Source organism: Bradyrhizobium sp. (assembly GCF_049798375.1).
GTDB lineage: Bacteria > Pseudomonadota > Alphaproteobacteria > Rhizobiales > Xanthobacteraceae > Bradyrhizobium.
Genome location: NZ_JBARGP010000054.1, coordinates 1 through 13,345, shown reverse-complemented (window position 1 = coordinate 13,345; position 13,345 = coordinate 1). Strand labels below are relative to the sequence as shown.

Here is a 13,345-nt window from a genome sequence, read left to right as displayed (position 1 = left end):
CGCAGCGGACGAAGAGCGCGTAGTGTAGAGCTTGTTCGTTCTTGCTCCGCTGTCGTCCGGGCATCGAGCCGGACCCAGAGCCACCGAACTTTATTTTACGAAGGCTGGAGCGACAGCTAGCCTCTCGTACCTCTGCCTGTGTGTATGGATCCCGGCGTTCGCCGGGACGACGGCTATGGTTGCGGCGCGACCAACTGCAAACAACTACAAATGCGCCAGATAATGCGCGAGCGCGGTGATTTCCTCGTCGCTGAGGGGATAGGCAACATCGGCCATCGCTGCCTGCCCGCCGCCGGAGCGCACGCCTGATTTGTAGTCATGCAGTGCCTTCACCAGATATTCCTCGCGCTGGCCGGCGATGCGCGCAACGGCCTTGGTGCCAGCGAACGAATCGGTGTGGCAGGAGGCGCAGCGTCGCCCGGCGGCCGCCTGCTTGCCCTTTTCCGACAGATCCGGATTGTCGTCCTTGGCGCCCGATGCCGGCGCGAGCTGCGCGAAGTAGGCGCCGAGATTGCGGATGTCGTCGTTATTGAGCTGCTCGACGATCGGCTGCATCTGCTCGTTCTTGCGCGAGCCGGAGCGGAAATAGACCAGCTGCCACTGGATGTATTGATCGAGCTGGCCGGCGAGCGAGGGAATGTTTTCCATCTCGGAAATGCCGTTCTCGCCGTGGCAGCCGGCGCAGATTTCTGTCGCCTTGGCCTTGCCGGCGGCGAGGTCGGCCGCCTGCACGACCCCGGCGCCGGACAAGCATGCCGCAACGACGAGCGCGCTGCCGATCAGGACCTTCCGCATCTGTTCCTCTCCGGGCGTCATCGCCGGCTTGTCACCGATAACGCTCTTATTGTTGCTTTCGACATCACGATCAAAACAAAAAGCTGCGGCCGCCGTGAGGCAGCCGCAGCCCCTTTGTCACGCTATCACTTCTTGCTGTAGCTGATGCGATAGATCGCACCGGCCCAATCATCCGCGACCAGGATCGAGCCATCCTTGTCGAGGATGATGTCGTCCGGACGGCCGAGATAGCCTTGGTCGCCCTGGATCCAGCCATCGGCGAACACTTCCTGCTTGGCGTTCTTGCCGTCGGGACCGACGATCACGCGCATGATGCGGCCGCCCTGGTACTTGTGCCGGTTCCAGGAGCCGTGTTCGGCGATCAGGATGTTGTCCTTGTACTCGGCGGGGAACTGGTTGCCGGTGTAGAACTTCATGCCGAGCGGCGCCACATGCGCACCGAGCTTAAGCACGGGCGGCGTGAACTCCGAGCACTTGTGGCCCATCGCGAATTTCGGATCCGGGATGTCACCTTCGTGACAATAGGGATAGCCGAAATGCTCACCGATCTTGTCGATCATGTTGAGCTTGTCGGAGGGCGTGTCGTCGCTGAGCCAATCCCGAGCGTTCTCGGTGAACCAGTACTTGCCGGTGCGCGGATCGACGTCGCCGCCGACGCTGTTGCGGACGCCGAGCGCCCAGATCTCGGCATTGCCGGTCTTAGGATCGACGCGGCGGATCTGCGATACCGAGGTCGGCGGGATGCCGATGTTGAAGGGCGGTCCGAACGGAATGTAGAACCAGCCTTCCTTGTCGACCGCGATATATTTCCAGCCATGCGCGGCATAGGATGGCATGTCGTCATAGACCACCTTGCCTTCGCCGAGCTTGTCGAGATTGTCTTCCGGGTTGTCGTAGCGGACCAGCTTGTTGACCTCGATCACGTAGAGCGCGCCGTCCTTGTAGGCGAGGCCGGTCGGCATGTTCAGACCCTTGAGGATGGTCTTGACCTCTTTCTTGCCGTCCTTGTCGGTGATCGCATAGACGTTGCCGAGGCCGAACGAGCCGACGAACAGCGTGCCCTTGTCGCCCCAGGCCATCTGGCGCGCGGCCAGCACGCCGGGCGCGTAGACCTCGATCTTAAAGCCTTCCGGCAGCTTGATCTTCTTGATGAGGTCGGCGAGTTCCTGCTCCGACGCACCGGTCGGCGGACCGGACGGCGGCGCCAGGCCCTTCTGCTGCTCGGTCTCGTCGCCGAGGAACCAGTCATCCGGCGGGTGCGTCCAGAACTCCTTGTTGCCGGATTCGTATTTCTTCAGCGCCTTGCCATCTGATGACGGCTGCGGCTGCGCGCTGGCGATCGTGGTTCCGGCGAGAAAGCCGATCGCTGCGAGCGCAAGAATGCCTCGGTGGAAAACCGATTTCATCGCTTCACTCCCCTGGCAGCCTCAAGGCTGCGACTGTCGTTGTCTTTGACGTTATTGTTATTCGTTGCCGTGTCCGACCGCCCTCGCAGGTGGCCCTTGTCTGGCACCTCCGTGGGTCAGACCGAAAAATGTTACCACATCTTCGCCGTGTGAGAAGCGGCGCGATCACGCTTCATCGTGCTCGCACGAACAAAACCATGGCACATGCGCGAGATCGGCAGTCGCTTTGCAGCGCAAAAGACGACCATGGGCCGCAACAACGTCAATCGCACTGTCAGTCCGCGCCTATCCAACCCAGCCGGCTCAAAGAGATGCCATCGCGCACCGCCGACGAGATGATAAGAGGAGATGCCGCTGGCAGCCATGTGCTGTTCGCGCGGCATCAACCGATCTCCCAAGTGTTCGAGGACGCCGACCATGGCCAATCTGCCCCAGCTTCCGATTCCTGCGGCCGGTGCCGGCGTACTCGACCTGCTGCGGCAGTTCAGAAGTGATCGCGCCGCAGCGGCCGCCTATGGCGAGGCTTGCCTCGCGCGCAGCAAGGCTATCGAGCCCCAGCTCAAGGCTTTTGAATATCTGCCGACTGATGTTGCACCCAAAAGCGGGCCGCTCGCCGGCATTCCGGTCGCGATCAAGGACATCATCGCCACCAACGACATGCCGACCACGAACGGCTCGCCGATCTATCGCGATCATGTGCCGGCGGCCGATGCCTGGGTGGTGGAACGATTGCGCAATCTCGGCGCCACTATTTTCGGCAAGACCGTGTCGACCGAATTTGCTTGGCGCCATCCCGGACCGACCGTCAATCCCTGGAATCCCGGGCACACTCCGGGCGGTTCCTCGTCAGGCTCGGCGGCTGCGGTGGCCGCCGGCCTGGTGCCGCTGGCGCTGGGCACGCAGACGCTCGGCTCGGTGATACGGCCCGCCGCGTTCAACGGCATCGTCGGCCTCAAGCCGAGCTTTGGCGCGATCCCGCGCGTGGGCGTACATCCCCTGAGCTTCTCGCTCGATCATGTCGGCTTCTTCGCCCGCCGCGTCGACGACGTCGCCTTCGGACTGTCGCTGCTGGCCGGCTCCACCGACGGTGACATTCACGGCCGCCCGCTGCCGGCGCTCACGGTCGACGTCGACACCGGCGTGATGCCGCTCGACAGACCGCGGCTCGCTGTTGTGCGGTTCGCCAAATATGAGCGCGCCGAGCCTGAGCAGAAGCAGGTGTTCGAGGCCACGATCGAAACGCTGCGCAGCGCCGGCGCCATCGTCGAGGAGCGCGAGCTCACGGCGCTCGATGCCGTCAATTGGAGTGCGATCAACACGATCATCCTGAGCGAAGCGACCGTGATCTTCTCCGACCTGATCGCGCGCTTCCCCGATCGCGTCAGCGACGTAATGAAGGGGCATGTCGAGACCGGCAGGACCAAGTCGGCGATGGAGTATCTTGCTGCCAAGGCCGCGCAGGACAAGCGGCGCACGGCGCTTAGCTCCGAGCTCGAAGGCTATGATGCGGTGCTCACCTTGCCGGCCTTCGGCGAAGCGCCGCGCGGGCTGGCATCGACCGGCGATGCCGAATATTGCGCACCCTGGACCTTCCTTGGCGCACCGGCCGTGACGGTGCCGGCGGGCTTCGGCAGGAACGGATTGCCGCTCGGCATACAGATCGCCGGCCGCTACCGCGACGACCTCAGGGTGCTGCGTGTCGCAAAATGGGTCGAGGCGACACTCGGCTTCGACCCCGGCGTCCCCATGCTCTCGCGTTAGCGCAACGCCCTGTACGGCAAAACCCACTGGCTGGCCTCCAGCGGGCGCGGTAAAAGGCCGATATGGCAATTACAGACATTGCAAGCAGAACCTACAATCACGGCTGGCGGCTCGATCCGATCGTGCGCAGCCTGCTCGATACCGATTTCTACAAATTACTGATGATGCAGATGATTCGGGAGTTCTACCCGAATCAGCGGGTGACCTTTTCGGTCATCAACCGCACCAAGCGGGTGCGGCTTGCCGACGTCATCGACGAAGGCGAGCTGCGCGCCCAGCTCGACCATGCCCGCACCGTCCGCTTCTCCAAAAAGGAGCTGATCTGGCTTGCCGGTAATACCTTCTACGGCAAGACCCACATGTTCGAGCCCGGCTTCATCGCCTGGCTCGCCGATTTCGGGCTTCCTGAATACGAGCTGCACAAGGCGGACGGCCAGTACGAGCTGCACTTCCACGGTCCCTGGACTCATACTACCATGTGGGAGATTCCGGCGCTGGCGATCGTCAACGAACTGCGCTCGCGCCAGGCCATGAAGGGGCAGGGGCGGTTTGCGCTCGACGTGCTGTTCGCCCGCGCCAAGGCCAAGCTGTGGGCCAAGGTGGAGCGGCTGCGCAAGATCGACGACCTGCGCCTGTCGGATTTCGGCACGCGGCGGCGCCATGGTTTTCTCTGGCAGCGCTGGTGCGTCGAGGCGGTGAAGGAAGGGTTGGGGCCGTCCTTCACGGGCACGTCCAACGTGCTGCTGGCCATGGACAACGATCTCGAAGCCATCGGCACCAATGCGCACGAACTGCCGATGGTCGCCGCCGCGCTCGCCAAGAACGACGAGGAGCTGCGCTTTGCGCCCTATCGCATCCTCGACCAATGGCGGCAGACTTATGCCGGCAATCTGCTGATCGCACTGCCCGACGCCTTCGGCACCAAGGCATTCCTGCGCGACGCGCCGGACTGGGTCGCCGACTGGACCGGCTTCCGCCCCGACAGCGCGCCGCCGATCGAAGCCGGTGAAGAGATCATCGCCTGGTGGAAGGCCAGGGGGCGCGATCCCCGGCAGAAGCTGTTGGTGTTCTCCGACGCCATGGACGTCGAATCGATCGAAGAGATCAATCGCCGCTTCGGTGACAGGGTGCGGCTGTCGTTCGGCTGGGGCACCAACCTGACCAATGATTTTGTCGGCTGCTCGCCGGACGGCTCGGTCGATCTCGATCCGATCTCGCTGGTCTGCAAGGTCACCTCGGTCGATGGCCGGCCGGCCGTCAAGCTCTCCGACAATCCCGAAAAGGCGACTGGCGACCCGGCCGAGATCGCGCGTTACATCCGCGTCTTCGGCGATGCCGGCCGGGTGAGGGCGCCGGTCTACGTCTGAGCCCGAAGCGAATTGCACAGGGGTTGTGCAATCCCTACAATGAAACCGTCGTGGTTCGGTGCAGGGGCTGGTGCGCATGACGACGTTTGCGGGGATGACGCAGCGATGGTGGGCCGTCGGCCGGCCGTTGATGATCGCGCTGGCACTGGCGATCACACTGCTGGCAGCCGCGCAGCCAGCCATGGCCGACAAACGCGTGGCGCTGGTGATCGGCAATTCGACCTATCAGCATGCAAAGGGTACGGAAGGCGCGGCGGGCGGTGCGCGCGTGATCGGAGCTGCGCTGCAGAGCGCAGGCTTCACGCTGGCCGGCGGTGCGGTGCTGATCGATCTCGACAAAGCGAGCCTCGACCGGGCCATCCAGGATTTCGGCCGGCAGATTGCGGATGCCGATGTGGCGCTGGTCTATTACGCCGGCCACGCGATTCAGCTTCGTAGCTCCAATTTCCTGGTGCCGGTCGATGCCGATCCGAGCCAGGAGAGCGATGTCGATGCCCAGATGCTGCATGTCGGTTTGCTGCTGCATCAGCTGGAAGGATCGGCGAAGCGGCTCAATCTGGTGGTGCTCGATGCCTGCCACGACAATCCATTCCAGAGCCACGGCCTGACCGAGCCTGGGCTGGCGGCCATGCACGTACCGGATGGCACGTTGCTGGCTTATCCGGCACAGCCCGACATGGCGGTATCAGGCACGTCGGACGCCAACAATTTGTTCGCGATGACGCTCGCCGAGACCATGCTGGGTCCGGGCCTTGGGCTGCTCGACGTCTTCAACGAGACCGGCCTCACCGTGAAACGCAAGACCGGTGGCGCGCAGCAGCCGTTGGTTTCGCTCGCACCAATCAACGCGCATTTCCAGTTCGTTGCCGCGCCGCCGGCCATCGGTCCGAGAGCAGCGATCCCGGCTGCGCCCAAGGCCATCACAGGGATGCCGCAGCGCGCGCTGCTCTATGACGAGGATCCGACCGATCCAAAGGGCAAGCAGTATGTGGGCACGACGGTCTGGCGCACCGAACAGGTCAAGGCCAACGGCACCGAGAAAGCCGGGCTCGCGGTGCGTGCCGACATCGAGATTCCCGAACGCCATTTTAAGATGGTGCTGAGCTTGCGCCGGAACAGCGATGCGTCATTGCCGGCAAGCCATGTCGCCGAGTTGACCTTCGTCCTGCCGCCGGATTTCGTCGGCGCAGGCATCAGTAATGTGCCGGGCATATTGATGAAAGCGAATGAGCAGGCGCGCGGCACGCCGCTTGCTGGTCTGGCGGTCAGGGTGACCGAAGGTTTCTTCCTGGTCGGCTTTTCCAATGTCGACGCCGACCGGCAGCGGAATCTGGAGCTGCTGAAGCAGCGGGAATGGTTCGATATACCGGTCGTCTACGCGAACAAGCGGCGCGGCATCCTGGCCATCGAGAAGGGACCATCGGGCGACCGTGCCTTCGCGGACGCACTCGCGGCGTGGGACCGTGGCCAATAAATCTCGGCTGAAAGATGGAAGGGGCTTTGGAGCGGGCGAAGGGGTTCGAACCCTCGACCCCGACCTTGGCAAGGTCGTGCTCTACCACTGAGCTACACCCGCATCCTGCCACCGACACAGCGCGCACCGGCAACGCGCAGAGCTATGCCAAAAGCGGCGGCCGAATGCAACAGGGCTGCGACATCGAAAACCGGACAATATTTCTGGTTCCAGGTCTTGATCGGCGGCTTCCCACGAGCGCGTTCGGTCGCAATTGCTCGGATTTCCGCATTTTGCTCATTTCAGCCGCCCCGCTGACCGGTTTCCGATGGTTTTACGGCCGGCTGGAGGTCAGCGTCTGGCGTAACGATTCAAGCCAGTCGCCGAACCAGCCGCGCAATGTGGCCGCCAGGGTCTCGCCCTGAGCCGGATCACAATCGAAACTCGCCCACCACTCGACGAACGCGCGGTCCCCATCGACCACGGGCGTCACGCGCAATGTGGCCTGAAAATCGGTGACCGGCAGGGAGGCGGCGCCGCAAAATGCGTAGGTCTGCGACCGTTCGGCATCGGACAATGCCAATAGCCGCTGACGAATCTCGCGCCCCCGATAGGTCACATTCCGAACCGCACCGACGGCATCGCCCGATTTGCCGTCCTCGATCACGCTGCTTCCGGCACCGTCCACCCAAACCGAATAGTTATTGAAGTCGCGAATGACGTCCCAAATCGAGTGCGCCGGTTGCGCAAACACGGTGCTGTAATAGGCTCGGGCCATGGCATGTCTCCAAACGGCGTGAAACGACGTTGCGGACGGTGAATAGGCGCTAGGCAGACCGGCGAGCCACCCGATCCCCGATCACGGGCTAAAGCCAAGCCACGGGAACCGATTGAAATTTCGCCGTCGACCGCCACTTAAGGGAGGCAAAACCGTGTATTGAAGCGCGGACGGCAGGCCGACAGGCCTTGAGGCTCATTTCGAAAGCTTGGACGAGGAACTCCCGTGACCATAGTAGAGCAGGGCGGCGGAGCGGCGCCGCAGGCACCGGATCTGATCAAGGAAACCACCACCCAGGCCTTCGGCAAGGACGTCATCGAAGAGTCCAAGCGGCAACCGGTCCTGATCGATTTCTGGGCGCCCTGGTGCGGCCCGTGCCGGCAGCTCACTCCGATCCTGGAAAAGGCTGTCAAGGCCGCCAAGGGCAAGGTCAAGCTGGTCAAGATGAACATCGACGAGCATCCGACCATTCCCGGCCAGATGGGCATTCAGTCGATCCCGGCGGTGGTCGCTTTCGTCGACGGCCGGCCGGCCGACTATTTCATGGGCGCGGTGCCGGAAACCCAGGTCACGGCGTTCATCGAGAAGCTGACCGAGGGCGTGGTGGGTGAAGGCGAGCCTAACATTGCCGAGATCCTCAAAGAGGCCGAAGCCGTGCTCGCTGAGGGCGATCCGGCCGCTGCCGCCCAGATCTATGCCGAGGTGCTGGCGGTCGACGCCACCAATATCGCCGCGCTCGCCGGCCTTGCCAAATGCTACGTCACGTCGGGTGCGATCGAGCAGGCCAAGCAGACCCTGGCGATAGTCCCGGAGTCCAAGCGCAATGACGCGGCGATCTCGGCAGTGCAAGCCGCGATCGACCTTGCCGAGCAGGCGCAGTCGCTCGGCCCCGTCGGCGAGCTGGAGCAGAAGGTCGCGGCCAATCCGCTCGACCACCAGGCGCGATTCGATCTTGCCACTGCGCTGAACGCGGCCGGCAAGCGCGCCGAGGCCACCGGTCAGTTGCTCGAGATCGTCAGGCGCGACCGCAAATGGAATGATGACGGCGCGCGCAAGCAGCTCGTGCAGTTCTTCGAGGCCTGGGGCGGCGCCGACGAGGCGACCATCGACGGCCGCAGGCGGCTTTCGACGATCCTGTTTTCGTGACACAGCGCCGCGGGCGCGGCCATCGGACACGAGGCATCCATGCCGATCAATGCCGAATATCGCGGTCCGGCCGAGCTGCCGGAGATCATCCCGGTGTTTCCGCTGCCGGGTGCACTGTTGCTGCCGCGCGGCCAGATGCCACTCAATATCTTCGAGCCGCGCTATCTCGAAATGGTCGACGACGCCCTTCGCGACGGCCATCGCCTGATCGGGATGATCCAGCCGGATATAACGCATTCTCGCAATGAGGAACGGCCGGCGCTGTTTCAGGTCGGCTGCGTCGGCCGCATCACTCAGCTCGCCGAGTCCGGCGACGGACGCTACATCCTCGAGCTCACCGGCGTCTCCCGCTTCAAGGTGGTCGAGGAGATGACGGTGCTGACCGCCTATCGTCAATGCAAGGTGGATTATTTTCCTTTCATCGACGATTTCACCGCACGCAAGGGCGAGGACGAGGTCGATCGCGAGGCGCTGCTCGCCGTGCTGACCGACTTCCTCAAGGCCAATAATCTCAAGGTCGACTGGGAGGGCGTCGAGGCCGCGCCGAACGAAGCACTGGTCAACGCGCTGGCGATGATGTCGCCCTACGGCTCGGCGGAGAAGCAGGCCATGCTGGAAGCGCCTGATCTCAAGACCCGTGCGGAGATCCTGATCGCAGTGACCGAGATGGACCTTGCCAAGAAGCGCACCTCAGGCGACCCGCCGCTACAGTAACTCCAGACCCGGATTTTGCTGGCGATCAATAGCCCGCAATCGCCAGCGCCGTCACGCCCGCGAAGATCATCCAGCCAAAATGCCGTCCACGTGTCGCCCACGCATTGGCGCAGGCGGCAAAGCCGTACACGCAGGCCAGCGTGACGATGATCGCGTGGCGGGCGTGGTCCGATTGCATCCAGGGCACGAGCAGCAGCAACACGCCCCCACCGATCCAGGCCACCGTGCCGGCCTGCCAGACAAGGCGCAACAATGTACGCAGCCGCTTCGGCTCGATCTGCGCGCGGGCAAACACCTTGGTCTCACCGATCACGCCGTGAATCAGCGATGCCGCGATCGCGCCGATCCCCGAACATTGCAGCAGAACGTCTCCCATCGCGTGCTCCACTATCCATACACTACTGTACGTATGGTGGAGCATCGGCTGGCAAACGTCAATACACAAGTGTATGGTTGGTGACCTAACACGTGAGGGATGACATGATCGAGCAGCTCTCGGCCAAGGATTGGCTGGACCAGGGCCTCAAGGTGCTGGCCAAAAAGGGGTTCACCGCGCTCAAGGCCGAACCGATGGCCAAGGCCATGGGCGTCTCGCGCGGCAGCTTCTATTGGCACTTCACCGATATCGGCGCGTTCCATACCGAGTTGCTCTCACGCTGGCGCGAGGTCGCCGCCGAGCAGGTCATCACCGGCGTGGAGGCAGCTGCGAATGACCAGCCTCCGCTCGCCGTGCTGCTGCGCCGAACTTTTGCCGGCCGCCTCGCGCTGGAGAAGGCGGTACGCAGCTGGGCCGCGAGTGACGCCGGCGCGCGCAATGCAGTCCAGGCGATCGATCGCCGCCGGCTCGATTATGTGGCGAACCTGATCGCGGCCGAAGGCCTGACGTTGGAGGCGGCGCAGGCACGGGCGCAAATCCTTTATTGGGCGTTTCTCGGGTTCGCGCTGTCGGACCGGGCGCTACCGAGACCGCAGCATGAGGCCGTGATCGATGAGCTGATCCGCATCGCCCTGCACAAGCCATGACATGTAATGCGACACCGGATGGTCGAATATGTTACAGGGGCTGGCCTGACGCCGGAGACGTCCCCGCATGACCACCGCATCCGATCGCACCGCGAACACCGTCGATCCGAAACTCCTGGAAATATTGGTGTGCCCGATGACCAAGGGTCCGCTGGAATATGATGCTGCGAAGCAGGAGCTGATCTCGCGCAAGGCGAAGCTTGCCTATCCGATCCGCGACGGCATCCCGATCATGCTGCCGGAAGAAGCGCGCAAGATCGATTGACGCATGTCGGCCTCGTTCACAAAGGTCCTTTCGCACACGCTTGTCATCGTCGCCCTCATTTGCGCGGGCGCCTTCGCCGCCTCCGCCGAGGAGAGCAATATCCGGGTCGGCCCGATCGATGCCGTGCTGACGATGCCTCCTGACGTCGAGCGGCCGCCGGTCGCGCTGGTGATCGCCGGCTCCGGCTCGACCGACCGCGACGGCAACGGTCCGCAGCTCAAGCCCGCGACCTTGAAGAAGCTCGCCCACGACCTCGCGGCGCACGGCATTGCCAGCCTGCGCTACGACAAGCGCGGCGCCAAAGGCTGGAAGCCGGCCTTCGGGAGCCCTGCGAACTTTCGTTTCAAGGACTATGCCGATGACGCCGCATCTCTGGTGGAGTTCCTGCGCGGCAAGTTCGCCCGCGTCGTGCTGATCGGCCACAGCGAAGGCGGGCTGGTGGCGATCCTGACCGCGCGCAAGGTGCCGGTCGACCGTCTCGTGCTGCTCGTCACCTCGGCACGGAAGCAGGGAGACCTGTTGAAGGCGCAGCTCCAGAAGAAGCTGACACCTGAGAAGTTCGAGCCGCTCGCCCGGGCCATCGACAACATCATGGCCGGCCAGACCGTCGATCCGCCGCCGGAGGGCCTGCCGATCGCGCCGGCGATGCAGCCCAGCATCGCCTCCGCCTTCAACGAGGATCCGATCGATCCGTTGAAGCAGATCATTATCCCGACCCTGATCGTCGGCGGCGGGCACGATCATCAGCTGCCGCGGCTCGACATGATCGCGCTGGCAGCGGCCCAGCCCGCGGCCAAGACGCTCTGGCTGCCGGACATGAACCATATGCTAGTCGACACGTCAGACGATGACGACGACCTCAAATCCTACAACGATGCGGCCCGCCCGCTCGACCCCGACATGATCGACGCGGTCGCGGCCTTCATCACCGGCGCCGAGGGGCCGCGGAATTAAAGCGCCTCGCCGCGCAGCAGTCGCGGCACCTCGCCGGTCAGCCCCGCCGCCTGCCGCATGAACAGCTCCTTCAACGGCGGCGCGCGATCGACCAGGCCGAGGCCGATGTCGCGCACCGTCCGCAGCAAGGTCGACTGGTTCGAGAACAGGAAGTTCAGCGAATTGGTCGCGACCCCCATGGCCATGGTGTCGAAACGCCGCCAGCGCTGATAACGCTCCAGCACGTCGATTTGCCCGGGATCGGTACCGAGTCTCGCCGCATCGACGACCACTTCGGCCAGCGCCGCGACATCCTTCAGCCCCATATTGAGCCCCTGCCCCGCGATCGGATGGATGACGTGCGCGGCATCGCCGACCAGCGCCAGACGCTGGCCGATGAACGAGCGTGCGACGAAATAGGACAGCGGGAAGGCTCGCGGCTGGTCGAGCACCTTGATCTCGCCGAGATGCAGGCCGAAGCGCCGCTCCAGCTCGGCATGGAATTCATCCGCGCTCAAGCCGACGATGCGCTGCGCCTCCGAGCGACGCTCGGTCCAGACCAGCGACGAGCGCTGGCCGGTGAGCGGGAGGATTGCGAACGGACCTGCGGGCAGGAAATGCTCCTCCGCCCTGCCCTCGTGGTCGCGCTCGTGACTGACCGTCACGACGATGCCGGATTGATTGTAGTCCCATCCGTGCGTGACGATGCCGGCCCGCTCACGTAAGCGCGAGCGGGCGCCATCGGCGGCGACCAGCAGGCTGGCGTCGATCCGGCTGCCATCGGCCAGCGTCACTGCGATGCCGTCGGCGGTTGAATCATAGCTCGTCACCGCAGTGGCGCGGAGTTGAACCCCTGCCGCCTCGGCGCGCTTGACCAGCGCGTCGATCAGCAGCCGGTTCTCGACCATATGCGCGAACGGCTCGCCCGGCTCGACCTGGCCGGTGAAGGTCAGGAAGGCTGGCCTTGTCGCGTCATCGAGCTTGGAATCAGTGACCACCATGTCGAGGATCGGCTGCGCCTTATCCGCGACATCGCCCCAGATCCCGATGACGTCGAACAGCTTGCGGCAGGCGGCCACGATCGCGCTCGCGCGCGGATCGCGGCTCGGACGGGTCGAAAGCGCCGGATCAGCCACGATCACCGGAATCTCGGCGCCCAGGCCCTGCCGGAGCGCGAGCGCCAGCGCCAGACCGGCGAACGCGCCGCCACCAATTACAATGCTTCGCTGTGCCGTCATGCCAACCTGCTTATCGATGCCCTTGCGGGCGGAGTATAGCTGGCCCAAACAGGACGGTGAACCTCATCTTGTCCGCCCCACGCACGCGAAGGCGCTGAGCAATGTCCAAGGGCCTGATCGACCTGATCTCGATCCTCGACCTCGAACCGCTCGAGGTGAACCTGTTCCGCGGCAACAGCCCGAAGACGAGCTGGCAGCGCGTGTTCGGCGGCCAGGTGATCGGGCAGGCCATGGTGGCGGCGTGCCGCACCGTCGAAGGCCGGCTGCCGCACTCGCTGCACTGCTATTTCATCCTGCCCGGCGACCCGCAGGTGCCGATCATCTATGAGGTCGAGCGGCTGCGCGACGGCAAGAGCTATGCGACCCGGCGCGTCACCGCGATCCAGCACGGCAATGCCATCTTTTCGATCATGGTGTCGTTCCATAGCGACGAGGCGAGCTCTTTCGATCACCAGGAGAAGATGCC

At 64.0% G+C, this 13,345-nt stretch carries 15 protein-coding genes and 1 tRNA gene; 9 read left to right on the top strand and 7 right to left on the bottom strand.

The window, feature by feature from the left end; genetic code table 11:
• Positions 1-204: 204 nt before the first annotated feature.
• From WA702_RS02070 to WA702_RS02060, 3 genes are all read right to left on the bottom strand, one after another.
• Positions 205-795: a c-type cytochrome gene (locus WA702_RS02070; RefSeq protein ID WP_425108859.1), complete on the bottom strand. Its 591-nt coding sequence runs from the start codon at positions 793-795 to the stop codon at positions 205-207.
• A gap of 125 nt (positions 796-920) precedes the next feature.
• Positions 921-2,201: a PQQ-dependent sugar dehydrogenase gene (locus tag WA702_RS02065; RefSeq protein WP_425108858.1), complete on the bottom strand. Its 1,281-nt coding sequence runs from the start codon at positions 2,199-2,201 to the stop codon at positions 921-923.
• A gap of 131 nt (positions 2,202-2,332) precedes the next feature.
• The gene (locus WA702_RS02060; RefSeq protein WP_425108857.1) at positions 2,333-2,620 is read right to left on the bottom strand and encodes a hypothetical protein; all 288 of its coding nucleotides are present in this window, start codon (positions 2,618-2,620) and stop codon (positions 2,333-2,335) included.
• Between WA702_RS02060 and WA702_RS02055 the strand changes: the two genes are divergently transcribed.
• From WA702_RS02055 to WA702_RS02045, 3 genes are all read left to right on the top strand, one after another.
• Positions 2,619-3,962 carry an amidase gene (locus tag WA702_RS02055; protein WP_425108856.1) on the top strand — a complete coding sequence of 448 codons (1,344 nt, stop codon included), beginning with the start codon at positions 2,619-2,621 and terminating at the stop codon, positions 3,960-3,962. The two genes, WA702_RS02060 and WA702_RS02055, sit on opposite strands and share 2 nt — an antisense overlap.
• A 62-nt stretch (positions 3,963-4,024) precedes the next feature.
• Positions 4,025-5,329 carry a nicotinate phosphoribosyltransferase gene (gene pncB, locus WA702_RS02050; RefSeq protein ID WP_425108855.1) on the top strand — a complete coding sequence of 435 codons (1,305 nt, stop codon included), beginning with the start codon at positions 4,025-4,027 and terminating at the stop codon, positions 5,327-5,329.
• 76 nt (positions 5,330-5,405) lie between these two features.
• Positions 5,406-6,803, top strand: coding sequence for a caspase family protein (locus WA702_RS02045; RefSeq protein ID WP_425108854.1), 1,398 nt, complete (start codon positions 5,406-5,408; stop codon positions 6,801-6,803).
• 27 nt (positions 6,804-6,830) lie between these two features.
• Here WA702_RS02045 and WA702_RS02040 read toward each other — a convergent pair.
• Positions 6,831-6,905, bottom strand: a tRNA-Gly gene (locus WA702_RS02040).
• A gap of 211 nt (positions 6,906-7,116) precedes the next feature.
• Entirely contained in the window at positions 7,117-7,560 is a 444-nt protein-coding gene (locus WA702_RS02035) for an SRPBCC family protein (RefSeq protein WP_425108853.1), read from the bottom strand.
• Positions 7,561-7,785: 225 nt separating this feature from the next.
• Here WA702_RS02035 and trxA point away from each other — a divergent pair, with 225 nt between their 5' ends.
• Positions 7,786-8,706 carry a thioredoxin gene (trxA, locus tag WA702_RS02030; protein ID WP_425108852.1) on the top strand — a complete coding sequence of 307 codons (921 nt, stop codon included), beginning with the start codon at positions 7,786-7,788 and terminating at the stop codon, positions 8,704-8,706.
• A 39-nt stretch (positions 8,707-8,745) separates the two neighbouring features.
• Positions 8,746-9,420, top strand: coding sequence for an LON peptidase substrate-binding domain-containing protein (locus WA702_RS02025; protein ID WP_425108851.1), 675 nt, complete (start codon positions 8,746-8,748; stop codon positions 9,418-9,420).
• Positions 9,421-9,445: 25 nt separating this feature from the next.
• Here the strand turns inward: WA702_RS02025 and WA702_RS02020 are convergent, their stop codons facing one another.
• Positions 9,446-9,796, bottom strand: a complete 351-nt coding sequence (locus WA702_RS02020; protein WP_425108850.1) for a hypothetical protein — start codon at positions 9,794-9,796, stop codon at positions 9,446-9,448.
• 104 nt (positions 9,797-9,900) lie between these two features.
• On the opposite strand from WA702_RS02020, the gene WA702_RS02015 reads away from it, so the two are divergent.
• The 3 genes from WA702_RS02015 to WA702_RS02005 all read left to right on the top strand — a co-directional run bounded on the left by WA702_RS02015 (position 9,901) and on the right by WA702_RS02005 (position 11,662).
• On the top strand, positions 9,901-10,443 hold the full coding sequence (locus WA702_RS02015) for a TetR/AcrR family transcriptional regulator (RefSeq protein ID WP_425108849.1): 543 nt from the start codon (positions 9,901-9,903) through the stop codon (positions 10,441-10,443).
• 67 nt (positions 10,444-10,510) lie between these two features.
• Positions 10,511-10,708 carry a Trm112 family protein gene (locus WA702_RS02010; RefSeq protein ID WP_425108848.1) on the top strand — a complete coding sequence of 66 codons (198 nt, stop codon included), beginning with the start codon at positions 10,511-10,513 and terminating at the stop codon, positions 10,706-10,708.
• Positions 10,709-10,711: 3 nt separating this feature from the next.
• Positions 10,712-11,662 carry an alpha/beta hydrolase gene (locus WA702_RS02005; RefSeq protein ID WP_425108847.1) on the top strand — a complete coding sequence of 317 codons (951 nt, stop codon included), beginning with the start codon at positions 10,712-10,714 and terminating at the stop codon, positions 11,660-11,662.
• Here WA702_RS02005 and WA702_RS02000 read toward each other — a convergent pair.
• A complete protein-coding gene (locus WA702_RS02000) occupies positions 11,659-12,879 on the bottom strand; it encodes a ubiquinone biosynthesis hydroxylase (RefSeq protein WP_425108846.1) in 1,221 nt (406 codons plus the stop codon). The two genes, WA702_RS02005 and WA702_RS02000, sit on opposite strands and share 4 nt — an antisense overlap.
• A gap of 101 nt (positions 12,880-12,980) precedes the next feature.
• On the opposite strand from WA702_RS02000, the gene WA702_RS01995 reads away from it, so the two are divergent.
• Positions 12,981-13,345: acyl-CoA thioesterase (locus WA702_RS01995; RefSeq protein ID WP_425108845.1), on the top strand; the 365-nt coding region annotated here is incomplete at its 3' end.

Bases quoted from the DNA above. Each gene is read 5' to 3' on its own strand.
- WA702_RS02005 (WP_425108847.1), top strand. From the start codon at position 10,712: ATGTCGGCCTCGTTCACAAAGGTCCTTTCGCACACGCTTGTCATCGTC.
- pncB (WP_425108855.1), top strand. From the start codon at position 4,025: ATGGCAATTACAGACATTGCAAGCAGAACCTACAATCACGGCTGGCGG.
- WA702_RS02010 (WP_425108848.1), top strand. From the start codon at position 10,511: ATGACCACCGCATCCGATCGCACCGCGAACACCGTCGATCCGAAACTC.
- WA702_RS02055 (WP_425108856.1), top strand. From the start codon at position 2,619: ATGGCCAATCTGCCCCAGCTTCCGATTCCTGCGGCCGGTGCCGGCGTA.
- WA702_RS02000 (WP_425108846.1), bottom strand. From the start codon at position 12,879: ATGACGGCACAGCGAAGCATTGTAATTGGTGGCGGCGCGTTCGCCGGT.
- WA702_RS02070 (WP_425108859.1), bottom strand. From the start codon at position 795: ATGCGGAAGGTCCTGATCGGCAGCGCGCTCGTCGTTGCGGCATGCTTG.
- WA702_RS02035 (WP_425108853.1), bottom strand. From the start codon at position 7,560: ATGGCCCGAGCCTATTACAGCACCGTGTTTGCGCAACCGGCGCACTCG.
- WA702_RS02015 (WP_425108849.1), top strand. From the start codon at position 9,901: ATGATCGAGCAGCTCTCGGCCAAGGATTGGCTGGACCAGGGCCTCAAG.
- WA702_RS02025 (WP_425108851.1), top strand. From the start codon at position 8,746: ATGCCGATCAATGCCGAATATCGCGGTCCGGCCGAGCTGCCGGAGATC.
- WA702_RS02020 (WP_425108850.1), bottom strand. From the start codon at position 9,796: ATGGGAGACGTTCTGCTGCAATGTTCGGGGATCGGCGCGATCGCGGCA.
- WA702_RS02045 (WP_425108854.1), top strand. From the start codon at position 5,406: ATGACGACGTTTGCGGGGATGACGCAGCGATGGTGGGCCGTCGGCCGG.
- WA702_RS02060 (WP_425108857.1), bottom strand. From the start codon at position 2,620: ATGGTCGGCGTCCTCGAACACTTGGGAGATCGGTTGATGCCGCGCGAA.
- WA702_RS02065 (WP_425108858.1), bottom strand. From the start codon at position 2,201: ATGAAATCGGTTTTCCACCGAGGCATTCTTGCGCTCGCAGCGATCGGC.